We start from the raw sequence: 22,808 nt of genomic DNA, 5'->3' as shown, positions 1-22,808 counted from the left end.
CCTACGCGGGAAAGCGGCGGTCGACCCACCTCCACGAGAACTCCAGGACGGCCGCCGCCGCCACCGAGATGCCGACCGCGATCCACGGCATCGTCACGCCGACCAGCTTCAGGGCGAAGAAGTCCTGGAGCCACGGCACCACCAGCACCACCAGGAACCCGGCGCCCATCGCCGCGACCAGGGCGATCCGCCACCAGGTGTAGGGGCGGGCGATGATCGCCAGTACCCACATCGAGATCAGGAAGAGCGTCAGCGTGGCGGCGCTGGTCTCGGCGTCCAGCGCGCCGCTGCCGGTGTACTGGTGCCGGGCGATCAGGTACGTCGCGAAGGTCGCCACCGCCGCCACGGCCCCGCCGGGGATCGAGTACCGCATCACCCGCCGGACGAAGTGGGGCCTGGCCCGTTCCCTGTTGGGGGCGAGGGCGAGGAAGAAGGCGGGGACGCCGATGGTGAGGGTGGACAGCAGCGTCAGGTGGCGGGGCAGGAAGGGGTACTCGACCTGCCAGCACACCACCAGGACGGCCAGCAGCACCGAGTAGACCGTCTTCACCAGGAAGAGGGTCGCGACCCGGGTGATGTTGCCGATGACCCGCCGGCCCTCCGCGACCACCGAGGGCAGCGTCGCGAAGCTGTTGTCGAGCAGCACGATCTGGGCGACCGCCCGGGTGGCCTCGGACCCCGATCCCATGGCCACCCCGATGTCGGCGTCCTTCAGGGCGAGCACGTCGTTCACGCCGTCGCCGGTCATCGCGACGGTGTGGCCGCGGGACTGGAGCGCGCCCACCATGTCCCGCTTCTGCTGCGGGGTGACCCGGCCGAACACCGTGCCCTCGTCCAGGGCCGCCGCCATGCCGTCCCGGTCGGCGGGCAGCCGGCGCGCGTCCACCGTGGCGCCGCTCAGCCCCAGCTTGGCGGCCACCGCGCCCACCGACACCGCGTTGTCCCCGGAGATGACCTTGGCGCTGACGTCCTGCTCGGCGAAGTAGCGCAGGGTGTCACCCGCGTCCGGCCGCAGCCGCTGCTCCAGGACGACGAGGGCGGTGGGCCGGGCGCCGGCGGCGGCCTCGGGATCGTCGAGGTCCCGGGCGGCCCGGGCCAGCAGCAGCACCCGCAGCCCCTGCTCGTTGAGCCGCTCGGTCTCGGCGAGGGCCGGAGCGTCCTCGGGGAGCAGCACATCGGGAGCGCCGAGCAGCCAGGTACCGGTCTCGCCGTCACCCTCGTTGAAGGAGGCGCCGCTGTACCTGCGGGCGGAGGAGAAGGGCAGGGACTCGGTGCAGCGCCAGTCCCCGACGTCCGGGTAGGCGTCGATGATCGCCTGGAGGGAGGCGTTGGGGCGCGGGTCGGACTCCCCGAGGGCCCCGAGGACCTTCCGTACGTACGGCTCGTCGCCGCCGTTGAGGACGCGCAGCTCGGTGACGTCCATGCCGCCCTCGGTCAGCGTGCCCGTCTTGTCGAGGCAGACCGTGTCGACGCGGGCGAGGCCCTCGATGGCCGGGAGTTCCTGCACCAGGCACTGTTTTCGGCCAAGTCGGATGACGCCGATGGCGAAGGCGACGGAGGTGAGCAGGACCAGCCCCTCCGGGACCATCGGGACGATGCCGCCGACCGTCCGCGCGATCGAGTCCTTGAGGTCGTTGTCCTTGACGAAGAGCTGGCTGATGATCAGGCCGATCGCGGTCGGGACCATCATCCACGTCACGTACTTGAGGATCGTGGAGATGCCGGAGCGCAGCTCGGAGTGGACGAGCGTGAACCGGGACGCCTCCTCGGCGAGCTGGACGGCGTAGGCCTCACGGCCCACCTTGGTGGCCTGGAAGGCGCCGCCGCCGGCGACGACGAAGCTCCCGGACATGACCGGGTCCCCCGGCTGCTTGACCACGGGATCGGCTTCCCCCGTCAGCAGCGACTCGTCGATCTCCAGCCCGTCCGCCTCGGCGACCACCCCGTCCACGACGGCCTTGTCGCCGGGGCCGATCTCGATGAGGTCGTCCAGCACGATGTCGCTGGTGGCGACCTCCGTGGCGGTCCCGTCCCGGCGCACGGTCGGCCGGGCCTCCCCGATCACGGCGAGCGAGTCCAGGGTCTTCTTCGCCCGCCACTCCTGGACGATGCCGATGCCGGTGTTGGCGATGATCACGAACCCGAACAGGCTGTCCTGGATCGGCGCGACGACCAGCATGATCAGCCAGAGCACGCCGATGATCGCGTTGAACCGGGTGAAGACGTTCGCGCGGACGATCTCGGCGGTGGACCGGCTGCTGCGCACCGGCACGTCGTTGACCTGCCCGCGCGCGACCCGCTCCGTGACCTCGGCGGCGGTGAGCCCGGTCACCGCCACGGGGGCCGTCGTCGGGTGCGCGGGGTCGAGTTCGGCGCCCGCGTCGATGTGCGTCATGCGTCCGACGGTACGTGCGGATCCACGCCTGCACCCGCCGAGTGGGCGGAAGATCCGACCTGCGGAGGAGGGAAGGCGAGGGCGAGTGATGCCGTGGTACTACGGCGTCCTGGTCACTCGGCGGCGCCCGCCCGGGCGTCCTCCCCGGCCGCCCTCCTGATCGCCGCGTCGCGCCGGCGGACGTACCAGATGCCGATGAATCCGAGTCCTCCGCCGGCCAGGCACGTCCACACCCACCAGGTGTGCCCGCGGTCGTCGAACCAGCCGTAGAAGGGGAGCTGCACCAGGAAGAGGACGAACCAGAGGATCGTGCCGCCAACGATGGTGGGGACGATGGGGCCCTCCAGGGGCTCCGGCGCCTCGTGCTTGGGGGTCCACTTCGCCATGGGCACAGCTTATGACCTGATCGGGTCTACGCGCGGAGATGGCGATCCCGGCGTTATATGTTCATACTGAATCCGTTTGTGTCCGGCCATTTCTCTTCGTACGAAACACCAAAGGCGCCAGGGGGAGAGCCGACGGTGATGAGGTCACGCATGCCCACCCCGGCCCCCGCCAAGGTCCCCGCGCCCGAACAGCCGGGCTCCACGCCCGCCTACGGCGCCCTCGACCGCCACTTCAAGATCTCCGAGCGGGGCAGCACCCTGTCCCGGGAGGTCCGCGGCGGTTTCGCCACCTTCTTCGCGATGGCCTACATCATCGTGCTCAACCCGATCATCCTCGGCAGCGCGAAGGACATGTACGGGCATCAGCTCGACAACGGCCAGCTGGTCACGGCGACGGCCGTGACCGCGGCGTTCACCACCCTGCTCATGGGCGTGGTCGGCAACGTGCCGATCGCGCTCGCCGCCGGGCTCGGGGTGAACTCGGTCGTCGCGCTCCAGCTCGCGCCCCGGATGTCCTGGCCGGACGCCATGGGCATGGTCGTCCTGGCCGGCTTCATCGTGATGCTGCTGGTCGCCACGGGGCTGCGCGAGCGCGTGATGAACGCCGTGCCCTTCGGCCTGCGCAAGGCCATCTCCATCGGCATCGGCCTGTTCATCATGCTGATCGGCCTCGTCGACGCCGGCTTCGTCACCCGGATGCCGGACGCCGCCCACACCACCGTCCCGCTCCAGCTCGGCGGCGACGGTCACCTCAACGGCTGGCCGGTGCTCGTGTTCGTGCTGGGCGCCCTGCTCACCCTCGCCCTGATCGTCCGCAAGGTCTCCGGCGCGATCCTGATCTCGATCGTGGCGATGACCGTCCTCGCCCTGATCATCGAGTCCGTCGCGAAGGTGCCGGCCTGGGGCCTGACGACGCCCACGTGGCCCGGCAACCCGGTCGCCACCCCCGACTTCGGTCTGCTCGGCGAGGTCAGTCTGTTCGGCGGCTTCGAGAAGGTCGGCGTGCTGACGGGCGTCCTGTTCGTCTTCACCGTGCTGCTGTCGTGCTTCTTCGACGCGATGGGCACGATCATGGGCGTCAGCGACGAGGCGAAGCTGACCGACGCGCAGGGCCAGATGCCCGGCATCAACAAGGTCCTGTTCGTCGACGGTCTCGCCGTCGCCGCCGGCGGCGCCAGCTCCTCCTCCGCCACCACCGCCTTCGTGGAGTCCACGGCCGGGGTCGGCGAGGGGGCGCGGACCGGCTTCGCGAACATCGTCACCGGCGGACTCTTCACCGTGGCGCTCTTCCTCACGCCCGTCGCCACGATGGTCCCCTCCCAGGCCGCCACCCCGGCGCTGCTCGCGGTCGGCTTCCTGATCCTGGCCGGTTCGGTCACGGAGATCGACTGGGCCGATCACACGATCGCGATCCCGGCGTTCATCACGATGGTGATGATGCCGTTCACCTACTCGATCACCAACGGCATCGGCATGGGCTTCCTCGCCTTCGTGGTGATGCGCCTGGCGGCGGGCCGGCGCAAGGAGATCCCGGCCGCGATGTACGTGGTGTCGGCGGTGTTCGCCTTCTCCTACCTGATGCCGGCGCTGGGTCTGACCTGAGCCGGCCCTCGCGTGAGCCCGCCCCCGCCGGCCGCCCCCGGGGGCCCGCTCACGTGACCCCGCTCACGTGACCCCGTAGAACTTCTCCGTCTCCTCGACGGCGGTCTGGAACCGCTCGTCGAAGTCGTCGCGGACGAGCGTCCGGACCACGTAGTCCTGGACGCTCATTCCCCTTTTCGCCGCATGGTCCCGGAGCCGCTCTAGCAGCTCCCCGTCTATCCGCAGGCTGAGCACGCTGGTCCCCATGCCATGAGGGTCGCGGCACACCCGGGGCGCCGTTCACTTTCCGCCGCCCACTCACTCGTACGGGTGATGATCGGGTTTCGGTGGCCGGAGTCACGGGAATTGCCTGTGCGCCCAGCTTGTTTAGCGAGAGTAATGAGTTACGCTAAAGAGATGTCGGATCTCACCCATGGCGACGACGCTGCCGCCGTGAACTCCCTGCGCTCCGCCGTGATGCGGCTGTCCCGTCGGCTCAAGCACCAGCGGGTCGACGAGTCGCTGAGCCCCACCGAGATGTCGGTGCTGGGCACCCTGTCCCTGTGCGGCAAGGCCACCCCGGGCGAACTCGCCCGCAAGGAGCACGTGCAGCCGCCGTCGATGACCCGCATCGTGGCCCTGCTCGAAGCCAAGGGGCTGGTCCGACTGGAGCCGCACCCCGAGGACCGGCGCCAGAAGGTCGTCACGAAGACCGAACAGGCCGAGGCCATGCTGGAGGAGAGCCGCCGCAAGCGGAACGCCTTCCTGGCCACCCTGGTCGGCGGTCTCGACGAGGACGACTGGGCGAAACTGCGCGCCGCCGCCCCGGTGCTGGAGAAGCTCGCACACCTGTAAGCAGCGTTCACGAGGAGGCGAACCCTTTTGAGTACGGGATCCGGAGCAGACTCCGCCCCCGCACCGGCCACCCACGACTCCCCGCCCGCTCCCGACACTCCCGCCTCTTCCGAGGCGCCCCGCAGGTCGTCGATGTTCAGCTCGCTGAAGGTCAGGAACTACCGCCTGTTCTTCCTGGGCCAGGTGGTCTCCAACATCGGCACCTGGATGCAGCGCATCGCCCAGGACTGGCTGGTCCTCAGCCTCACCGGCTCCTCGACCGCCGTCGGCATAACGACCGCCCTGCAGTTCCTGCCGATGCTGCTGTTCGGCCTCTACGGAGGCGTCCTGGTCGACCGGCTGCGCAAGCGGCCCACGCTGCTCGTCACGCAGTCGGCGATGGCCCTCACGGCGATCGCCCTCGCCGTCCTCACGCTCTCCGGCCACGTCCAGGTCTGGCACGTCTACGTCGCCGCCTTCGCCGCAGGCCTCGCGACCGTCGTCGACAACCCGGCCCGCCAGTCCTTCGTCTCCGAACTGGTCGGCCCCGGGCAGCTGCAGAACGCGGTCAGCCTCAACTCGGCGAACTTCCAGTCCGCCCGCCTGGTCGGTCCCGCCGTCGCCGGCCTGATGATCACCGGCGTCGGCACGGGCTACGCCTTCCTCTTCAACGGCCTGTCCTTCATCGCGCCCCTCACCGGCCTGCTGCTGATGCGGGCGCGCGAGCTGCACGCCGTCGAGCGCGCGCCGCGCGGCAAGGGGCAGCTGCGGGAGGGCGTCCGCTACGTCACCGGGCGGCCCGAGCTGATCTGGCCGATCGTGCTCGTCGGTTTCGTCGGCACGTTCGCCTTCAACTTCCCCGTCTACCTCTCGGCCTTCGCGGACGACGTGTTCCACGCGGGCGCGGGCGCCTACAGCATGTTCAACACGCTGATGGCCGTCGGCTCCGTGGCCGGCGCCCTGCTCGCCGCCCGGCGCGGCACCGCCCGGCTGCGGGTGCTGATCGGGGCGGCGATCGTCTTCGGCACGCTGGAGATCCTGGCGGCCGCGACACCGGCGCTGTGGATGTTCGCCCTGCTGATGATCCCGCTCGGACTGTTCGGCATGACGGTCAACGTCACCACCAACACCAGCATCCAGCTGACCACCGACCCGGCCATGCGGGGCCGCGTGATGGCCCTGTACATGATGGTCTTCCTCGGCGGCTCCCCGGTCGGCGCCCCGATCGTCGGCTGGGTCACCGACACCTACGGCGCCCGGGTCGGCCTCGCGGCCGGCGGCGCGGTCGCTGCGGTCGCCGCCGTGGTGATCGGGCTGATCCTGGCCCGGGTCGGCAACCTGCGCCTGTCGGTGGGCTGGGACGGCGGGCATCCGCGGGTGCGGTTCGTGCCGCGGGAGCGGCGGGAGGAGCTGACGGCGGCGGCGTAGCCCGGCGGGCCGTCAGTCGCGGGGGAACGCGCGGGTTTCGAGGGTGAGACCGACGACGGTGCCGGTGAGGTCCACGTCATCGCCGAAGGAGACCTTCGTCTCGGTCGCGTAATCGCCGTTCTTCGGGTGGGTGTAGAGACGGCACGTGCCCTGATAAGGGTCGGCGATGAGGTACACGGGGACTTCAGCCAGCGCGTACGCGGTCTTCTTGGGGCCGTAGTCGTTCGCGGCTGTGCCCCGGGAGATGACCTCGGCGACGAACTCGACGTCCTCGTGGCGCCAGCGACCCTCGTCGTCCTTCACGGCAGAGGCGCTGAGCATGGCCACGTCCGGGCAGAAACCGTTCTCGTGGCCGGGGAAGTCGATGCGTACGTCCGAGAAGACCCTGACGTCCATCCCGAACCTGTCCTCGACGGCCCGTACGATCCGTCGAATGATCTCCCAGTGCGTGTCGCGCTGCGGCGTCATGTGGACACTGCCCCCGACGATCTCGACCCGGAATCCTTCGGGGACGGGCATCCGCTCAAGCCGCTCGAACCACTCGTCCAAGCGCTTCGTGTTGGCGTCGGCCATGGCGATCCTGTCGTCTACGACGGTCATCGTGGCGCTCCTCCCCGGCTGCCCTGTGAACATCCGCAGCCGCGCGGTACAACGATACGCACGGTGACCGGGAGACGCCCGGCCCTGAGCGGCGGCGGGCACACTGGCCCCATGAGACTCTTCGCCGCCGTGCTGCCGCCCGAGGACGTGGCCCGGGAACTCGCCGCCGAAGTCACCGAGTTGAAGCGGCTCCCCGGCGCCGACGCCCTGCGCTGGACCGGCCGCCCCGGCTGGCACTACACGCTCGCGTTCTACGGCGAGGTGGACGACGGCCTCGTACCGGACCTGTCGGCGCGGCTGGAGCGGGCGGCCCGCCGCACCGCCCCCTTCCCGCTGGCGGTCCGCGGCGGCGGCCAGTTCGGCAGGGGGCGGGCGCTGTGGGCGGGGGCGGACGGCGACCTCACCACCCTTCGGCTGCTCGCCGAGCGGGCGGAGGCGGCGGCGCGCAAGGCGGGCGTACCGATGGGGGAGCACCGCCGCTACCGGGCCCACCTGACGGTGGCCCGCAGCCGGGAGGACGTCGACGTGCGCCCGTACCTGGACGCGCTCGCGGAGTTCAGGAGCCGCATCTGGACGGTGGACGAGCTGGCCCTGGTACGCAGCAACCTGCCGAGGTCCGGGGTGCCCGGGGAGCAGCCCCGGTACGAGACGGTCGCCCGCCGGCCGCTGGGGGCGGCCGGTTAGGCTCGACGGCGTGGACCCGAAAACCCGTAACCGGATCATGGCCGGTGCACTCGTGCTGCTGTTCGTCGTCGTTGCGATGGCGGCGGCGGTCGGCAGATAGCGCCGACCGCCGCCGGTCACCGGCCGTTACCGGGCACGGTCGGTCACCGGCCGCCATCGGTCACCGTCGGTCGGCGATCGCCACCGGTCGTCGGCTGCCGCTGGGCGTCACCGGTCGCCGGCCGCCGCCTCGCCGGTCGCCGCCGGTCGCCATCGGTCACCGGCCGCCGTTGGCCGCCACCGGTCACCGGCCGCCATCGGTCACCGCCGGCCGCCGCCGGTCGCCGGCCGGACCGGCCGGCGTCGGCTACCAGGCGAAGGCCTCCGGAGACGGCCCCGGCCCGGGGAAGATCTCGTCCAGGCCGGTCAGCAGCTCCTCGCTGAGCTCCAGTTCGACCGCGCGCAGGGCGGAGTCGAGCTGCCCGGCGGTGCGCGGGCCGACGATCGGGCCGGTCACGCCGGGGCGGGTGAGCAGCCAGGCGAGGGCGGCCTCACCGGGTGCGACCCCGTGCTTGTCGAGCAGGTCCTCGTAGGACTGGATCTGCGCGCGGACGGCGGGGTTCGCGAGCGAGTCGGCCGCGCGGCCGGAGGAGCGCCGCCCGCCCTCGACCTCCTTCTTGAGCACGCCGCCGAGCAGGCCGCCCTGGAGCGGTGACCAGGGGATGACGCCCAGTCCGTAGTCCTGCGCGGCCGGGATGACCTCCATCTCGGCGCGCCGCTCGGCGAGGTTGTACAGGCACTGCTCGCTGACCAGCCCGATGGTGCCGCCGCGGCGGGCGGCGGCCTCGTTGGCCTGGGCGATCTTGTATCCGGGGAAGTTGCTGGAGCCGACGTACAGGATCTTGCCCTGCTGCACCAGCACGTCGATGGCCTGCCAGATCTCCTCGAAGGGAGTGGCGCGGTCGATGTGGTGGAACTGGTAGAGGTCGATGTAGTCGGTCCGGAGCCGCTTCAGCGAGGCGTCCACCGCCCGCCGGATGTTGAGGGCGGACAGCTTGTCGTGGTTGGGCCACGCGGGGCCGCCGTCGCCGGCCATGTTGCCGTAGACCTTGGTGGCGAGCACGACCTTGTCGCGCCGCTCGCCGCCCTTGGCGAACCAGTTCCCGATGATGGATTCGGTACGGCCCTTGTCGTCGCCCCAGCCGTAGACGTTGGCCGTGTCGAAGAAGTTGATCCCCGCGTCCAGCGCCGCGTCCATGATGGCGTGGCTGTCCGCCTCGTCGGTCTGCGGACCGAAGTTCATGGTGCCGAGCACCAGCCGACTGACCTTGAGTCCCGTGCGTCCGAGCTGCGTGTACTTCATGGTCCACTAGCCAACGGCTTGGAGTGCGCTCCACGCAAGGGGGCACCGCCGGCCGCGGCGGAGGCCGGCTCAGTACCGGTAGGGCCTGCCCAGGTCCCACGCCTGGTGCAGCGCGTCCGCGAACGCCGCCGCGATCTTGTGCTCGCCGCTGCCGTTGGGGTGTGTCCCGTCGTACGTGTCGGTGTGGATGTCGTACGACGCCGGGACCGACGCCAGCAGCAGCGGTGAGCGCGGCTCGTCCAGGTCCGCCGCCGTCTTCGCCAGCAGGTCGTTGAACAGGCCGACCTGCGCGGCGAAGGCGTGGTCGGAGTGCGCCCGGACGTTGGGGATGACCGGCAGCAGCACCATCCGCACGTGCGGCTCGGCCGCCCGCGCCCCGGCGACGAAGGCCCGGACGTTCTGCGCCGTCTGCTCGGCGTCGGTGTAGAAACCCAGGTCGATCAGGCCCAGGGAGACCAGCAGGACGTCCGCCCGCGCCTCCCGCACCGCCTCGCCGATCAGCGGCGCCATGTGCACCCAGCCCTCGCCCCAGCCGGCCAGGTGGGCGCGGGGGAAGTCCGGGTCGGCGTAGGCGTACGACACGGGAGCGTCCGCCGCCTTGTCGTACAGCGTCTCGCGCGGGCCGACCAGGGCGAACGGGCCGCCGTACGTCGCACACAGGTGGTGCCACATGCGGTAGCGCCAGGTGTGTTCGCCCGCGCTCCCGATCGTCATGGAGTCCCCGACCGGCATGATCCTAAGCATCCGCTCATGATGAACGATCACGGGGGACGGGTGGGATGCGGGAACGTGTGAAGCCCACCACGCGCCTCGCTCCGCCGGCGGGATGGCAGGCTTGGCGCATGCGTCGCTCCTTTGCGTTCCTCGCCGCGGGCCTCCTCGTCGGCGCGCTCGCCGTGCCGGCCACCGCCGCGGACGGAGACGAGGGGTTCACCCTCTCGGACCCCCGGATCACCGAGTCCAGCGGCCTCGCCGCCTCCCGGCAGCACCCCGGTGTCTACTGGACGCACAACGACCAGGACACCGGCGCCTATCTCTACGCCGTCGACAGCGGCACCGGCGAGACCGTCGCCAGGATCACCCTGACCGGCGTGGGCACGCCCCGGGACGTCGAGGCCGTCGCCATCGGGCCCGGCAACCAGATCTACGTCGGCGACATCGGCGACAACGACGGTGTCACCTGGCCCTACGTGTGGGTCTACCGGCTGCCCGAACCGAAGGAGCTGAAGGACCAGAAGGTCCGCGCCACGCAGTACGTCGTGAAGTACGCGGACGGCTCCCGCGACGCCGAGTCCCTCGTCGTCCACCCGAAGACCGGGCGCGTCTACCTCATCGACAAGCAGGAGGACGGCGGGCACCTGTACCAGGGGCCCGCCAAGCTCTCCGCGTCCGGGACGAACGTCTTCGAGCCGGCCGCCGCCGTCGATCTGTGGGCCACCGACGCCGCCTTCTCCCCGGACGGCGAACAGCTCGCCGTACGCGGCTACTTCGGCGGCATCTGGTACGACTGGAACGACGGGAGGATCACCCGCAAGGGGCGGCTCAGCGTGCCCATCGGGCAGGGCGAGTCGGTCACCTACTCCGCCGACGGCACGAAGCTCATGCTCGGCAGCGAAGGGGTGAACAGCCAGGTGGTCGCGGAGGACGCGCCCGGCGGCTCCGGCGCCGGGTCCTCCGGCGGCGGCGGTTCCGCGGACGGCGACAGCGGCACCGGCGCCGGCCTCGACGGCCTCGACGGCAACGTCAAGGTCGGCGCGGCCGTCGTCGTCGCCTGCGCGGCCGTGTTCGGTGTCCGGCGGCTATTCCGCCGCCGTCCCTGACCCCGTGCCGTCCCGGGCGCGCCGCCCCGCGACGTACACCTCCAGCCCGTCCAGGATCCGCTGCAGCCCGAACTCGAAGTGGTCGAACCCGGGCCCGAAGGTGTCCTCGGAGAGGGAGGCCATGACCGGGTAGCGGCCCGACGCCAGAACTTTCTCCAGCGTCGGCACCTGTGCCTGCCAGAACTCCGCGTCGGTGAGACCGGTCCGGCGCTCCGCCTCCTCCTGGTGCACCTGCGTGCGCGCCGCGCCGACGACGTACCCGTCGATCGCGATGATCGCCGATACCAGCTCGGGGTCGCTCAGCCCCATCGGCCTGATCCGCGAGAGCACCTTCTCCATGCCGTCGAGCGCGCTCGGCCCGAGGATCGGGCGGGACTGGTTGACCTGGAGCAGCCAGGGGTGGCGGCGGTAGAGGGCGAGGGTCGCCCGGCCCAGGGCCTGAAGGGCCGAGCGCCAGCCGCCGTCGCCGAGGTCGGCCGGGTTCTCCGAGGGCCGCTGGACGCGGTCCAGCATCAGATCGAGCAGCTCGCCCTTGCCGGGGACGTACCGGTACAGGGACATCGCGCCGGTGCCGAGCTCGGTGGCGATCCGCCGCATCGAGACGGCGTCGAGCCCGTCCCGGTCGGCGACCTCGACGGCGACCTCGACGATCCGCTCCAGTGTCAGACCCGGTTTGGGCCCGCGACGGGGGCGCTTGCCGGTGTCCCACAGGAGTTCGAGGGTGCGCCCGATGTCGCCGCTGCCACTGGTGTCCGTACGGCTCGTCATGGGAGCAGCTTAGTTCCGCGCGGAGAAACCGGGTACACCGTACGCGCAATCGGGTACGGTGTACCCAATTGATGAGTGAAGGAGGACCCATGAGCGACGGATACGCCGTGCGGGCCGAGGCCCTGGAGAAGCGCTACGGCGACAAACGCGCCCTCGACGGCTTCGACCTGACCGTCCGCGAGGGCACCGTGCACGGCCTGCTCGGGCCGAACGGCGCCGGCAAGACCACCGCCGTACGCATCCTCTCCACCCTCGTCCGGCTCGACGGCGGCCACGCGACCGTGGCCGGTCTCGACGTCACCCGGCACGCCCGCGAGGTGCGCGCCCGCATCGGACTCACCGGGCAGTACGCGGCCGTGGACGAGGTCCTCACCGGACGGCAGAACCTGGAGATGTTCGGCCGCCTGTTCCACCTGGGCGGCAGGCGGGCCAAGCAGCGGGCCGTCGAACTCCTCGACCGGTTCGACCTGACCGACGCCGCCGACAAGGGCGTGGGCGGCTACAGCGGCGGCATGCGGCGCCGCCTCGACCTCGCCGCGTCGATGATCCTGGCCCCGGCCGTCCTCTTCCTGGACGAGCCGACGACCGGCCTCGACCCCCGCAGCCGGGGGGAAGTCTGGGAATCGGTACGGGCGTTGGTGGCGAGCGGCACGACCGTCCTGCTGACCACGCAGTACCTGGAGGAGGCCGACAGGCTGGCCTCGCACATCACCGTCATCGACCACGGCCGGGCCATCGCCGACGACAGCCCGGACGGGCTGAAGAACCGGATCGGCGGCGACCGGATCGAGGTCGTGGTGGCCGAACGGTCCGACATCCCGCGGGTGGTGAAGGTTGTCGCCCGCGTGTCGGACGGCGAACCCGAGGCCGACGAGAGCGAGTCGCGCGTCCACGCGCCCGTCACCGACCGGGTGGCCGCCCTGACGGAAGTGGCGCGGACGCTCCAGGACGAGGGCGTGCGCGTCGAGGACATCGGACTGCGCCGGCCGAGCCTGGACGACGTGTTCCTGCACCTGACCGGACACCGGACCGGGACGACCGACAAGGAGGCCGCCGCATGAGCGCCGTCGACCTGAGCTCGCCCGCCGCGCGCGGGCGTACGTACTGGCTGCTCGCCGACTGCTGGAACATCGTCCGCCGCGGCCTGACCCACTACCGGCGCCAGCCCGTCAACATCGCCTGGCAGCTGGGCTTCCCGATCCTGTCGGTCCTGCTGTACGGCTATGTCTTCGGCAGCGCGATGCAGGTGCCCGGCGGCGGGGACTACAAGGACTTCCTGATGCCCGGGATGTTCGTGATGACGATGGCGTTCGGCTTCATCAACACGGCGACCGTCGTGGTCCACGACTCGACCAAGGGCGTCATCGACCGCTTCCGCTCGATGCCGATGTCCTCGTCTGCGGTGGTGGCCGGGCGCGGGGTCACCGATCTGCTGGTCGCCTGCGCCGAGTTGGGGATCATGATGCTCACCGCGGTCGCCATGGGCTGGCGGCCGGACGGCGGGCTCGCCTTCCTCGCCGCCTTCGGGCTGCTGCTGTGGCTGCGGTTCGCGCTGATCTGGATCGGCGTATGGCTCGGACTGCTCGTGCCCAACCCGGAGGCGGCGGGCGGGCTGTTCGCGGTGGCGTTCCCGCTGACCATGATCTCCAGCATCTTCGTCGCGCCCCAGCTGATGCCCGACTGGCTCGGCGCGGTGGCCGCGTGGAACCCGATCTCGTCCACGGCGGCGGCCACCCGTGAGCTGTTCGGGACACCGGTCGGGGACGGCGACTCGTGGATCGAACAGCACGCGCTGCTGATGGCCGGGGTGTGGCCGGTGGTGCTGACGGCGGTCTTCCTGCCCCTCGCGGTACGGAGGTTCCAGAAGCTCAGCAGGTGACGTCAGGTGTCTTGACGCGTACATGGGCGATGGCTTGGTGCGCGGTGGCGGCCGCGCTCCTGATACCCCTGGGGGCCGGTGGGCAGGCGGCCCACGCGGCGGAGCCCGGCGCCGGCTACTGGCACACCAGCGGGCGTCAGATCCTGGACGCGGCCGGGCAGCCGGTGCGGATCACCGGGATCAACTGGTTCGGCTTCGAGACCGGCAACCACGTGCCGCACGGCCTGTGGGCCCGCGACTACAAGAGCATGATCGACCAGATGAAGGAAGGGTGATCGTGACCGAGGTTGTGGGCGCCTTTCGGAAGTCGTCGTACTCCGCGCAGCAGGGTGACTGCGTAGAGGTCGCCGCCACAACCGATCACGGCCGAGCCGTCCGCGACAGCAAGCAGCTGGATGACGGCCCCCTGCTCACTGTCTCCCGCGAGGGCTGGCAGGTGTTCATCCGGCAGTTCGGCCAGGCCCTGTCCGGTGGATCACGCTGATCACCGCAGGAAGATAGGGTCATCGGCGCCGTACATGTCGAGTGATCGCCGGAAGGAACTGCTGAGCATGTGGCCCGACCCGTGGGCAGTGGTGGCCGAATCCGACCGAGCGCAATGGGACTACGCGCCACTTGAGCGGGTCGGCCCACTGCGCTTCGGCATGAGTGCGCAGGAGGCGGCCATCGCGATGGAGGCATGCGGATTCACCTCCGACCCCCCTTCGCAGATCGGCACGGTCGGCCCCTTCGAGCAACTGTGCACGAGATTCCGCGCAGTGGGTGCTCCCTTCCACCGCGTGGCCGTGGTGGCCTACTACGTCGGCCCTATGGGATTGACCTGCGACACTGTCGACGCGCTGACCGGCCCCCAGGTCACTTTTGACGGGCTCCGGCTGATAGGCCGGCCTCCCTCAGAGCTTGCCGCCGAGCTCACCGCCTACCTGGAGAAGAATGGCAGGGACATCGAGATCACCACGGGTGGGGACATCGGCTCGCAGGAGCTGGGGATGAACCCGCGAGCGCAGCGAGCCGGCGACATCCTGCTCACGCGGCTGGTCTTCGGCAGGCCCAACGACTGGGCCAACACCATGTACGACTGCATCCCGGCCGATGAATGGCGGGTGCACTGAGCCCGCCCGCGCTTTCAGCGGACGGGAATGGGATGCGGATCCCAGCGGCATCCGACAAGCCACGGACGCCGAAGTGCTGCGTGCCCGGGTGACCGAGCGGAACCGGGCGGGGCGGCTCCGGTGACGGCGTCCGCCACCAAGACGCTTCCCCTGTCGGCCGAGTGCGTGCTCGCCGGCCACCCCGGCTACGTGGAGCTGCACCACGAGTGCCGTCAGACCCGGGACGTTCCCCTGCCGCACGCCAACGGCATCTGGCTCGTCAGCCGTTGCGGTTGCCCTCACCACGCCTACAAGCGCCGGCAGCCAAGCACGGACCACATCTTCCAGAGAGGGGAACGCCCATGACCGTCATGTTCGACAGCCCTTCCCGCGCTCGCACCAGGGATCCGAAAGAGCTGCTCAATGCCGTCCAGCCGCACATCAGCCACCTGACCGTCAATGTCCTGCAACGAGGAACCGCCGTGCCCGCACGCCATGACATCGCCGCCGAGACCGAACTGTGGGACACCTACGCCGCCTCCGCCTTCAAGGACGACGCCGAGCCGAGCTTCTGCTGGACTCAGTACGCCGGTCACGGACCTGGCCCTGAAGCGCTCGGTGACCCCCGCTCCGTGCTGGAGATCGGCTGCGGCACCGGCCGCGCTCTCGCCTGCCTTGCCCGGCGCGGCATCACCGCGCACGGCGTCGACCTCTCCCCGGTCATGGTGAAGAAGAGCACCGAGCGGTGGGGCGGCACCGGCGCTGTCTTCGCCTGCGGGGAGGTTCTGGAGTGGCTGGCCGCCTCCGGCGACACGTACGACGCCGTCTACTCGATCTTCGGTGCCGCATGGTTCACCGACCCGCGACGCCTCTTCCCGCTCGTACGGGCGCGGCTCGACCCGGGCGGCGTGTTCGTGTTCTCCCAGCCGCCCGCCATCCCCGGCGCGTACGGCCCGCAGGGCATGTACAAGGGCGGCTTCGCGGGCAGGGCGATGTATGCCTACCGCTACAGCTACCGCCCCGCCGTCTGGGAGCGCCTGCTGACCCGGGCCGGCTTCGCCTCAGCCGGAGCGCGCGTGCTCGATGCTCCGGAACCGGGCCACATCGGCACCCTGATCGTCCGCGCGGAGGTGTCCTGAGCGTTCGGACGAGAGAAGGGCGCCCGGTGTTCGCCGGGCGCCCTTCTTCGTCGTGTCGCGTCGAAGCGGCTACAGCTTCTCGATGACGTAGTCGACGCACTTGGTGAGCGCCTCGACGTCCGCCGGGTCGATCGCCGGGAACATGGCGACGCGCAGCTGGTTGCGGCCGAGCTTGCGGTAGGGCTCGGTGTCGACGATGCCGTTGGCGCGCAGGGCCTTGGCGACGGCGGCGGCGTCGATCTCGTCGGAGAAGTCGATCGTGCCGATGACCTGGGAGCGCTGGGCCGGGTCGGTGACGAACGGCGTCGCGTACTTGGACTCCTCCGCCCAGCCGTAGAGGCGGGTCGAGGAGTCCTTCGTGCGGGCCGTGGACCAGGCGAGGCCGCCCTGGCCGTTGATCCACTCCAGCTGGTCGTTGAGGAGGAAGAGGGTGGCCAGCGCCGGGGTGTTGTACGTCTGGTTCTTGCGGGAGTTGTCGATCGCCGTCGGGAGGGAGAAGAACTCCGGGACGTGGCGGCCGGAGGCGTGGATCCGCTCGGCGCGCTCGATCGCGGCCGGGGAGAACACGCCGATCCACAGGCCGCCGTCGGAGGCGAAGGACTTCTGCGGGGCGAAGTAGTAGACGTCGGTCTCGGCGATGTCGACCGGGAGGCCGCCCGCGCCGGACGTGGCGTCCACGAGGACGAGCGAGCCGGAGTCCGCGCCCGCGACCCGCCTGATGGGGGCGGCGACACCGGTGGACGTCTCGTTGTGGGTGAACGCGTACACGTCGACGCCGGCCTCGGCCCGCGGCTCCGGGTGGGTGCCCGGGTCGGCGGCGACGACGGTCGGCTCGGCGAGCCACGGGGCGAGCCGCGCGGCCTTGGCGAACTTGGAGCTGAACTCGCCGAAGGTGAGGTGCTGCGACTTGTTCTCGATCAGGCCGTGCGTCGCGACGTCCCAGAAGGCGGTGGAGCCGCCGTTGCCGAGGACGACCTCGTAGCCCTCGGGGAGCTGGAACAGTTCGGCGATGCCCTCGCGGACCTTGCCGACCAGGTTCTTGACCGGGGCCTGGCGGTGGGACGTGCCCATCAGGGACGTACCCGTGGAGGCGAGTGCGTCCAGCGCCTCCGTCCGCACCTTGGAGGGACCCGCACCGAAGCGTCCGTCGGCGGGCTTGATGTCAGCGGGAATCTGGATGTCGGCCACGTGCCGGAGGGTATCTCCTCGGCGAAACCGGACGGAACCATGTCCGGCCGATGAGACACCGGATCCAGTGCGCGGACCAGCGGGATTCCACCGGCGGGCCGGGGGCGGACGGTGACTGTCAGTGGTCGCGTGCATCCTTGACGTATGGCGGATCTTGAGCGGGAACTGCGGGAGGCCGTCCGGGGCGAGGTAGGGTTCGACGTCACCTCCCGGGCGCTGGTCACCATGGACGCGTCCAACTACCGGCGTGTCCCGCTGGGCGTGGTGGCTCCTCGGGACGCCGAGGACGTGGCGGCGGCCCTCGCGGTGTGCCGGGCGCACGCCGTGCCGGTGGTGCCGCGCGGCGGGGGCACGTCGATCGCCGGGCAGGCGACGGGCACGGGCGTGGTGCTGGACTTCACCCGCCACATGAACCGGGTGCTGTCCCTCGACCCGCAGGCGGGCACCGCGGTCGTGCAGCCCGGCCTGGTCCTCGACCGCCTCCAGGAGGCCGCCGCCCCGCACGGTCTGCGCTTCGGCCCGGACCCGTCCACGCACAGCCGGTGCACGCTCGGCGGGATGATCGGCAACAACGCGTGCGGCGCGCACTCGGTCGTGTGGGGGACCACCGCGGACAGCGTGCGCGAACTGTCGGTGCTCACCGCGCGCGGTGAGCGGCTGCGGCTCGGGCCGGGGTGGGCGGGCGCGCCCGAGGGCCTGCGCGGCCTGGTGGAGGGCGAACTGCCGCGGTTGCGCACCGGCTTCCCCGACCTGCCCCGCCGCATCTCCGGGTACGCGCTGGACGCGCTGCTGCCCGAGCAGGGCGCCGACGTCGCCCGCTCCTTCTGCGGCTCCGAGGGCACGCTGGGCGTCCTGACGGAGGCCGTCGTACGCCTGGTGCGGGCGCCCCGCGCGCGTGCGCTGGCCGTGCTGGGCTACGCCGAGGAGGGGGCCGCAGCCGAGGCCGCCGCGGGCCTGCTGCCGTACCGGCCGCTGACGGTCGAGGGCATGGCGGCGGACCTGGTGGCGTCCCCGGCCGACCTGCCCCGGGGCGGCGCCTGGCTGTTCGTGGAGACCGGCGGGGAGTCGGCGGCCGAGGCACGCGCGCGTGCGGAGGCGATCGTCCGCGCGGCCGACGTCGTGGACGCCCTGGTGGTGACGGACCCGGCCGGACAGCGCGCCCTGTGGCGCGTCCGGGAGGACGCGAGCGGTACGGCGACCAGGATGCCGGACGGCTCCGAGGCGTGGCCCGGCTGGGAGGACTGCGCGGTCCCGCCGGCCCGGCTGGGCGCGTACCTGCGGGACTTCCGGGAGCTGCTGGCCGCCCACGGCCTGCGCGGCACGCCGTACGGCCACTTCGGGGACGGCTGTGTCCACGTCCGCATCGACTTCGACCTGCTGACCGGGGCGGGGGTGGCCCGCTTCCGGAGCTTCTCGGAGGACCTCGCCGGCCTGGTGGTCGCGCACGGCGGTTCGCTGTCCGGCGAACACGGCGACGGGCAGGCGCGGGCGGAGCTGCTGCCGCGGATGTACGGGGCGGACCTGGTCGCGCTGTTCGAGCGCGCGAAGGCGGTGTGGGACCCGGACGACCTGCTCAACCCGGGGATGCTGGTCCGCCCCGCACCCCTGGACGCGAACCTCCGCTTCTCCGTCCTCCCGCGCCGGCCGGTGGACGTGGCCTTCGGCTACCCGTCCGACGGCGGCGACTTCTCGGCCGCGGTCCGCCGCTGTGTGGGCGTCGCGAAGTGCCGTACGACGACGGTCTCCGGCCCCGCGGTCATGTGCCCGTCGTTCCGGGCGACCGGCGAGGAGGAGCACTCCACGCGCGGGCGGGCCCGGCTGCTGCACGAGATGCTCGCGGGCGAACTGGTCACCGACGGCTGGCGCTCGCCGCAGGTGCGGGACGCTCTCGACCTCTGCCTGTCCTGCAAGGGCTGCCGCTCCGACTGCCCGGTCGGGGTCGACATGGCCACGTACAAGGCGGAGTTCCTCCACCACCACTACGCGGGGCGACGCCGCCCGGCCGCCCACTACAGCATGGGGTGGCTGCCGGTGTGGCTGCGCTGGGCGGGGCTGCTGCGCGCGGGGGCGGTGGTCAACGCGCTGGGGGCGGTGGGCCCGTTGGCCGCTGTCGTGAAGCGGGTGGGCGGGATCGCGGCCGAGCGGCGGATCCCCCGGGTGGCGGGGGAGACGTTCAGCAGGTGGTGGCGCAGGCGTGCGCCCGCGCGGGCCTCCGGCGCCCTGGTGGTCCTGTGGCCGGACACGTTCACCGAGCACCTCTCGCCGTCGGTGGGGCGGGCGGCCGTACGGGTCCTGGAGGCGGCGGGCCTGCGGGTGGCGCTCCCGCCGACGCTGCGGCTGCCGAGGGCCCCGGTGGGCGACGGCAGGTCGGTCGGACCGCTGTCGCTCCTGCGGGCCCGCGCCCGGGTCTGCTGCGGCCTGACCTACGTCTCCACCGGCCAGCTCGACCGCGCCCGTACGGTGCTGCGCCGCACGCTCGACCTGATGGCGCCGGTGCTGGACACCGACGCCCCGGTCGTCGTCCTGGAGCCCAGCTGCGCGGCGGCGCTCCGCACGGACCTGCCCGAGCTGTTGCCCGACGACCCGCGCGCGGCGCGGCTGGCAGCGAAGGTCCTCACCTTCGCGGAGACGCTGGAACGCCTGGCCCCCGACTGGACCCCGCCCCGCGTCGACCGCCCGGTGGCCGGCCAGACCCACTGCCACCAGCACGCGGTCCTGGGCGACACGGCCGACCGCCGCGTGCGCCGGGCGGCGGGCCTGACCGGTGAGCTGGCGGGCGGCTGCTGCGGCCTGGCCGGCAACTTCGGCTTCGAGGAAGGGCACTTCGAGGTCTCGGCGGCCTGCGCGGAGGACCAGCTCCTGCCGGGAGTGCGGGCGGCCACGGGGGACACGGTGATCCTGGCGGACGGCTACTCCTGCCGCACCCAGCTGGAGCAGCTGGCGGGAGTGCGGGGCAGACATCTGGCGGAGGTGCTGGCGGAAGCGCTGGTGGACGGGCTGGCGGAAGGGCTGGAGGGCGAGGAGCCGGAGGGACGCGGGTGAGGAAGGAGCGGGCCGTTCCGACCGGCCGACGGGCGGCCGACCACATGCTGGGACAGTTCCGTAAAGGGTTCACACGCCTGACGTAGTCCATTACTCTGGACTGCGTCGTACAGTGAGATGTACGAGTCTCCCTGATCGGCCTGATCTGCGAGTCTCCTCGTTCCGTCCCCCGGAAGGCGCCCGTGAGTACCCCCTCCACCCCGGCCCCGGTCACCCCCGCGACGGCCGCCACGCCCGCACCGGGCGGCACGTCGGGCCGTCGAGGCGGCCTCGGGCCGGTGGGGCTGGTGCTCGCCGGGGGGATCTCGGTGCAGTTCGGCGGGGCCCTCGCGGTGACGCTGATGCCGAGGGCGGGGGCGTCCGGTGTGGTCGCCCTGCGTCTGCTGGCGGCGGCGCTCGTGCTGCTGCTGGTGTGCCGGCCCCGGCTGCGCGGCCACTCCCGTACGGACTGGGGCACGGTCGTCGTCTTCGGTCTCACCATGGCCGCGATGAACGGCCTCTTCTACCAGGCCGTCGACCGTATCCCGCTGGGTGCCGCCGTCACCCTGGAGGTGCTCGGCCCCCTCGCCCTCTCCGTCCTCGCCTCCCGGCGCGCGATCAACGTGGTGTGGGCCTCGCTCGCCCTGGCCGGCGTCTTCCTGCTCGGCGGCGGGGGCTTCGACAGCCTCGATCCGGTGGGCGCCGCCTTCGCGCTGGGCGCGGGCGCCATGTGGGCGGCGTACATCGTCTTCAGCGCGCGGACGGGCCGCCGCTTCCCGCAGGCCGACGGGCTGGCGCTGGCGATGGCGGTGGCGGCCCTGGCGTTCCTTCCCCTCGGCATCGCCGACGCGGGCGCGAAACTCCTCGACCCGACGACGATCGCCCTGGGCTCGGCGGTCGCCCTGCTCTCCTCCGTCCTGCCCTACACCCTCGAACTCCTCGCCCTGCGCCGCCTGCCCGCCTCCACGTTCGCGATCCTCATGAGCCTGGAACCGGCCATCGCCGCCACCGCCGGCTTCCTGATCCTGAACCAGACCCTGACGGTCCCGGAGGCCGCCGCCATCGCCCTCGTCATCGCCGCGAGCATGGGGGCGGTGCGGACGCAGGTGGGGCGGGGGAAGGCGCAGGCCCCCCTCGACGGCTGAGCGTGAGCACGGCGAGACGGCGAGACGGCGAGCGCGGCGAGCGCGGCGAGCGCGCCGGCCGGGCGGCCGTAGGGCGGGACGGCGAGGGCCGGAGGGCCGGGAAAAAACGGCCCTAGGCGCGGGCTCCGACTCGCCGGCGCCTACTCGGTTCGCGGGGTCTCCCGTGTCCGAGCCTGGTGCCGGCGGGCCTTGAGCCGGTTCCCGCAGGTCTTCATCGAGCACCACCGTGCGGTGTTGGCGCGACTGCGGTCCAGCAGGAAGAGGCGGCACTCGGGGTTCTCGCACGGCCGCAGCCGGCCGGGCATGCGCTCCTTGACGTCCGCCCACGCGAGCACGAGTCCCACGGCGAGCCCGCGCTCCGGCGGCACCCGGGCAGGGGAGCTGCCGAAGCGGCCGAAGCGATCTGCCGCCCGTCAGGCCTCGCTCGGGCCTCCGCGAAGTTGGGCGTCACCGCGGCTCCGCCGAGCACGCTGCTGGGCGTCGCGGCGCTGGACGTCCCCGACCATCTGATGGGGATCGAGGCGACCGCGGTCATCGGCTGACACCGCCCGGCCGGCCGGAGCGTGCGGCCGGAGCGCGCGGGCACCGGCACCGGAACCCTGGGAACAAACCATGCAAGCACGCTTGCTTGTTTCTGCACCCGCTGCCATGCTCCCCCCATGGCCGACCCGACGCCCGTGTTCGCAGACCTGCGTGCCGAGAGCGAGGAACTCGACCGGCTCGTCGCCGAGTTGAGCCCCAAGCAATGGGCCCTCGCCACCCCCGCCCCCCGCTGGACCATCGCCCACCAGATCGCGCACCTCGCCTGGACCGACCGCTCGGCGCTGCTGGCGGTCACCGACGAGGACGCGTTCCGGGGGCTGGCCGAGAAGGCGCTCGCCGCCCCCGACTCGTTCGTGGACGAGGGTGCGGAGCAGGGCGCCCGGCTCCCGCCCGCCGACCTGCTCTCCCGGTGGCGCGAGGGCCGTAGCGCGCTCGACGCGGCCCTGCGCTCCGCGCCGCCCGGCATCCGCTTCCCCTGGTACGGTCCGCCCATGTCCGCGGCCTCCATGGCCACCGGCCGCCTGATGGAGACCTGGGCCCACGGCCAGGACGTGGCGGACACGCTGCGGGCCACCCGTACCCCCACCGACCGGCTCCGGCACATCGTCCGCATCGGCGTACGTGCCCGGGACTTCGCGTTCGGGGTGCACGGACTGACCCCGCCGGCCGAGGAGTTCCGCGTCGAACTCACCGGCCCGGGTGGCGACCTGTGGTCGTACGGCCCCGATGAGGCCGCTCAGCGCGTCACCGGGCCCGCCCTCGACTTCTGTCTCCTGGTCACCCAGCGGGCCCACCGCGCCGACCTCGCCGTGCGGGCCGACGGCCCCGACGCCGACCGCTGGCTGGACGTCGCCCAGGCCTTCGCCGGCCCGCCCGGCGCCGGACGCGCCGCCACGGGAGCCGGCCGGTGACGCCCCTGCGCATCGGCAACGCCTCCGGCTTCTACGGCGACCGCTTCGACGCG

22 protein-coding genes and 3 pseudogenes are annotated in these 22,808 nt (G+C 71.9%); 16 read left to right on the top strand and 9 right to left on the bottom strand.

All coding sequences use genetic code 11. From position 1 onward, the window contains the following. Position 1: 1 nt before the first annotated feature. Both ACWD0J_RS00820 and ACWD0J_RS00815 read right to left on the bottom strand, forming a co-directional pair. Complete coding sequence (locus tag ACWD0J_RS00820) at positions 2 to 2,395, bottom strand: HAD-IC family P-type ATPase (protein WP_451493534.1); 2,394 nt, start codon at positions 2,393 to 2,395, stop codon at positions 2 to 4. Between the two features lie 113 nt (positions 2,396 to 2,508). Further along, positions 2,509 to 2,781, bottom strand: coding sequence for a DUF2530 domain-containing protein (locus ACWD0J_RS00815; RefSeq protein WP_451493533.1), 273 nt, complete (start codon positions 2,779 to 2,781; stop codon positions 2,509 to 2,511). 150 nt (positions 2,782 to 2,931) lie between these two features. Between ACWD0J_RS00815 and ACWD0J_RS00810 the strand changes: the two genes are divergently transcribed. After that, on the top strand, positions 2,932 to 4,383 hold the full coding sequence (locus tag ACWD0J_RS00810; protein WP_451493532.1) for an NCS2 family permease: 1,452 nt from the start codon (positions 2,932 to 2,934) through the stop codon (positions 4,381 to 4,383). Between the two features lie 63 nt (positions 4,384 to 4,446). On the opposite strand, the gene ACWD0J_RS00805 is transcribed toward ACWD0J_RS00810, so the two are convergent. Continuing rightward, a complete protein-coding gene (locus ACWD0J_RS00805; RefSeq protein ID WP_199830457.1) occupies positions 4,447 to 4,629 on the bottom strand; it encodes a ribbon-helix-helix protein, CopG family in 183 nt (60 codons plus the stop codon). 150 nt (positions 4,630 to 4,779) lie between these two features. On the opposite strand from ACWD0J_RS00805, the gene ACWD0J_RS00800 reads away from it, so the two are divergent. Further along, positions 4,780 to 5,217, top strand: a complete 438-nt coding sequence (locus ACWD0J_RS00800) for a MarR family winged helix-turn-helix transcriptional regulator (protein ID WP_451493531.1) — start codon at positions 4,780 to 4,782, stop codon at positions 5,215 to 5,217. Positions 5,218 to 5,244: 27 nt separating this feature from the next. Then, entirely contained in the window at positions 5,245 to 6,624 is a 1,380-nt protein-coding gene (locus tag ACWD0J_RS00795; protein WP_451493530.1) for an MFS transporter, read from the top strand. Positions 6,625 to 6,636: 12 nt separating this feature from the next. Here the strand turns inward: ACWD0J_RS00795 and ACWD0J_RS00790 are convergent, their stop codons facing one another. Beyond that, positions 6,637 to 7,224: a Uma2 family endonuclease gene (locus ACWD0J_RS00790; protein WP_451493529.1), complete on the bottom strand. Its 588-nt coding sequence runs from the start codon at positions 7,222 to 7,224 to the stop codon at positions 6,637 to 6,639. 111 nt (positions 7,225 to 7,335) lie between these two features. Here ACWD0J_RS00790 and thpR point away from each other — a divergent pair, with 111 nt between their 5' ends. Next, complete coding sequence (gene thpR, locus ACWD0J_RS00785) at positions 7,336 to 7,908, top strand: RNA 2',3'-cyclic phosphodiesterase (protein ID WP_451493528.1); 573 nt, start codon at positions 7,336 to 7,338, stop codon at positions 7,906 to 7,908. Between the two features lie 346 nt (positions 7,909 to 8,254). Here thpR and ACWD0J_RS00780 read toward each other — a convergent pair whose 3' ends face one another. After that, on the bottom strand, positions 8,255 to 9,250 hold the full coding sequence (locus ACWD0J_RS00780) for an aldo/keto reductase (protein WP_451493527.1): 996 nt from the start codon (positions 9,248 to 9,250) through the stop codon (positions 8,255 to 8,257). 69 nt (positions 9,251 to 9,319) lie between these two features. Continuing rightward, positions 9,320 to 9,994, bottom strand: coding sequence for a GDSL-type esterase/lipase family protein (locus ACWD0J_RS00775; RefSeq protein ID WP_451493526.1), 675 nt, complete (start codon positions 9,992 to 9,994; stop codon positions 9,320 to 9,322). Positions 9,995 to 10,092: 98 nt separating this feature from the next. Here ACWD0J_RS00775 and ACWD0J_RS00770 point away from each other — a divergent pair, with 98 nt between their 5' ends. Next, positions 10,093 to 11,070: a WD40 repeat domain-containing protein gene (locus ACWD0J_RS00770; protein ID WP_451493525.1), complete on the top strand. Its 978-nt coding sequence runs from the start codon at positions 10,093 to 10,095 to the stop codon at positions 11,068 to 11,070. Here ACWD0J_RS00770 and ACWD0J_RS00765 read toward each other — a convergent pair. Next, positions 11,050 to 11,838, bottom strand: coding sequence for a TetR/AcrR family transcriptional regulator (locus ACWD0J_RS00765; RefSeq protein WP_451493524.1), 789 nt, complete (start codon positions 11,836 to 11,838; stop codon positions 11,050 to 11,052). The genes ACWD0J_RS00770 and ACWD0J_RS00765 overlap by 21 nt on opposite strands. Before the next feature lie 89 nt (positions 11,839 to 11,927). Between ACWD0J_RS00765 and ACWD0J_RS00760 the strand changes: the two genes are divergently transcribed. The 7 genes and pseudogenes from ACWD0J_RS00760 to ACWD0J_RS00730 all read left to right on the top strand — a co-directional run bounded on the left by ACWD0J_RS00760 (position 11,928) and on the right by ACWD0J_RS00730 (position 15,947). Continuing rightward, positions 11,928 to 12,899 carry an ATP-binding cassette domain-containing protein gene (locus ACWD0J_RS00760; RefSeq protein ID WP_451493523.1) on the top strand — a complete coding sequence of 324 codons (972 nt, stop codon included), beginning with the start codon at positions 11,928 to 11,930 and terminating at the stop codon, positions 12,897 to 12,899. Further along, a complete protein-coding gene (locus tag ACWD0J_RS00755; RefSeq protein WP_451493522.1) occupies positions 12,896 to 13,717 on the top strand; it encodes an ABC transporter permease in 822 nt (273 codons plus the stop codon). The genes ACWD0J_RS00760 and ACWD0J_RS00755 overlap by 4 nt, the downstream gene beginning before the upstream one ends. A gap of 29 nt (positions 13,718 to 13,746) precedes the next feature. Further along, a pseudogene (locus ACWD0J_RS00750) lies at positions 13,747 to 13,983 on the top strand (cellulase family glycosylhydrolase); the annotation flags it as partial. Between the two features lie 11 nt (positions 13,984 to 13,994). After that, positions 13,995 to 14,201 carry a DUF397 domain-containing protein gene (locus tag ACWD0J_RS00745; protein ID WP_451493521.1) on the top strand — a complete coding sequence of 69 codons (207 nt, stop codon included), beginning with the start codon at positions 13,995 to 13,997 and terminating at the stop codon, positions 14,199 to 14,201. A gap of 67 nt (positions 14,202 to 14,268) precedes the next feature. Continuing rightward, positions 14,269 to 14,829: a hypothetical protein gene (locus ACWD0J_RS00740; protein ID WP_451493520.1), complete on the top strand. Its 561-nt coding sequence runs from the start codon at positions 14,269 to 14,271 to the stop codon at positions 14,827 to 14,829. Between the two features lie 120 nt (positions 14,830 to 14,949). Next, a complete protein-coding gene (locus tag ACWD0J_RS00735) occupies positions 14,950 to 15,174 on the top strand; it encodes a hypothetical protein (protein ID WP_451493519.1) in 225 nt (74 codons plus the stop codon). 116 nt (positions 15,175 to 15,290) lie between these two features. Next, complete coding sequence (locus tag ACWD0J_RS00730; RefSeq protein ID WP_451493640.1) at positions 15,291 to 15,947, top strand: class I SAM-dependent DNA methyltransferase; 657 nt, start codon at positions 15,291 to 15,293, stop codon at positions 15,945 to 15,947. Between the two features lie 69 nt (positions 15,948 to 16,016). Here ACWD0J_RS00730 and serC read toward each other — a convergent pair whose 3' ends face one another. After that, positions 16,017 to 17,135, bottom strand: coding sequence for a phosphoserine transaminase (gene serC / locus ACWD0J_RS00725; RefSeq protein ID WP_451493518.1), 1,119 nt, complete (start codon positions 17,133 to 17,135; stop codon positions 16,017 to 16,019). A gap of 144 nt (positions 17,136 to 17,279) precedes the next feature. Between serC and ACWD0J_RS00720 the strand changes: the two genes are divergently transcribed. Together ACWD0J_RS00720 and ACWD0J_RS00715 are read left to right on the top strand one after the other, a co-directional pair. Next, the gene (locus ACWD0J_RS00720) at positions 17,280 to 20,177 is read left to right on the top strand and encodes an FAD-binding and (Fe-S)-binding domain-containing protein (protein ID WP_451493517.1); all 2,898 of its coding nucleotides are present in this window, start codon (positions 17,280 to 17,282) and stop codon (positions 20,175 to 20,177) included. Positions 20,178 to 20,359: 182 nt separating this feature from the next. Beyond that, positions 20,360 to 21,301: an EamA family transporter gene (locus ACWD0J_RS00715; protein WP_451493516.1), complete on the top strand. Its 942-nt coding sequence runs from the start codon at positions 20,360 to 20,362 to the stop codon at positions 21,299 to 21,301. 140 nt (positions 21,302 to 21,441) lie between these two features. On the opposite strand, the pseudogene ACWD0J_RS00710 reads toward ACWD0J_RS00715, so the two are convergent. After that, positions 21,442 to 21,666: pseudogene (locus ACWD0J_RS00710) on the bottom strand (CGNR zinc finger domain-containing protein); the annotation flags it as partial. A 51-nt stretch (positions 21,667 to 21,717) separates the two neighbouring features. Between ACWD0J_RS00710 and ACWD0J_RS00705 the strand changes: the two are divergent. Further along, a pseudogene (locus tag ACWD0J_RS00705) lies at positions 21,718 to 21,843 on the top strand (RidA family protein); the annotation flags it as partial. Between the two features lie 117 nt (positions 21,844 to 21,960). Beyond that, entirely contained in the window at positions 21,961 to 22,755 is a 795-nt protein-coding gene (locus tag ACWD0J_RS00700; RefSeq protein WP_451493515.1) for a TIGR03084 family metal-binding protein, read from the top strand. Positions 22,756 to 22,808 lie beyond the last annotated feature (53 nt).

The organism is Streptomyces sp. NPDC003011 (assembly GCF_053591515.1).
This window is presented reverse-complemented; position numbering and strand designations above follow the sequence as displayed.

What these genes read in the sequence shown, in the direction of transcription:
- ACWD0J_RS00820 (WP_451493534.1), bottom strand. Translation starts at nt 2,395, where the DNA reads ATGACGCACATCGACGCGGGCGCCGAACTCGACCCCGCGCACCCGACG.
- ACWD0J_RS00815 (WP_451493533.1), bottom strand. Translation starts at nt 2,781, where the DNA reads ATGGCGAAGTGGACCCCCAAGCACGAGGCGCCGGAGCCCCTGGAGGGC.
- ACWD0J_RS00810 (WP_451493532.1), top strand. Translation starts at nt 2,932, where the DNA reads ATGCCCACCCCGGCCCCCGCCAAGGTCCCCGCGCCCGAACAGCCGGGC.
- ACWD0J_RS00805 (WP_199830457.1), bottom strand. Translation starts at nt 4,629, where the DNA reads ATGGGGACCAGCGTGCTCAGCCTGCGGATAGACGGGGAGCTGCTAGAG.
- ACWD0J_RS00800 (WP_451493531.1), top strand. Translation starts at nt 4,780, where the DNA reads ATGTCGGATCTCACCCATGGCGACGACGCTGCCGCCGTGAACTCCCTG.
- ACWD0J_RS00790 (WP_451493529.1), bottom strand. Translation starts at nt 7,224, where the DNA reads ATGACCGTCGTAGACGACAGGATCGCCATGGCCGACGCCAACACGAAG.
- thpR (WP_451493528.1), top strand. Translation starts at nt 7,336, where the DNA reads ATGAGACTCTTCGCCGCCGTGCTGCCGCCCGAGGACGTGGCCCGGGAA.
- ACWD0J_RS00780 (WP_451493527.1), bottom strand. Translation starts at nt 9,250, where the DNA reads ATGAAGTACACGCAGCTCGGACGCACGGGACTCAAGGTCAGTCGGCTG.
- ACWD0J_RS00775 (WP_451493526.1), bottom strand. Translation starts at nt 9,994, where the DNA reads ATGCTTAGGATCATGCCGGTCGGGGACTCCATGACGATCGGGAGCGCG.
- ACWD0J_RS00770 (WP_451493525.1), top strand. Translation starts at nt 10,093, where the DNA reads ATGCGTCGCTCCTTTGCGTTCCTCGCCGCGGGCCTCCTCGTCGGCGCG.
- ACWD0J_RS00765 (WP_451493524.1), bottom strand. Translation starts at nt 11,838, where the DNA reads ATGACGAGCCGTACGGACACCAGTGGCAGCGGCGACATCGGGCGCACC.
- ACWD0J_RS00760 (WP_451493523.1), top strand. Translation starts at nt 11,928, where the DNA reads ATGAGCGACGGATACGCCGTGCGGGCCGAGGCCCTGGAGAAGCGCTAC.
- ACWD0J_RS00755 (WP_451493522.1), top strand. Translation starts at nt 12,896, where the DNA reads ATGAGCGCCGTCGACCTGAGCTCGCCCGCCGCGCGCGGGCGTACGTAC.
- ACWD0J_RS00740 (WP_451493520.1), top strand. Translation starts at nt 14,269, where the DNA reads ATGTGGCCCGACCCGTGGGCAGTGGTGGCCGAATCCGACCGAGCGCAA.
- ACWD0J_RS00720 (WP_451493517.1), top strand. Translation starts at nt 17,280, where the DNA reads ATGGCGGATCTTGAGCGGGAACTGCGGGAGGCCGTCCGGGGCGAGGTA.
- ACWD0J_RS00700 (WP_451493515.1), top strand. Translation starts at nt 21,961, where the DNA reads ATGGCCGACCCGACGCCCGTGTTCGCAGACCTGCGTGCCGAGAGCGAG.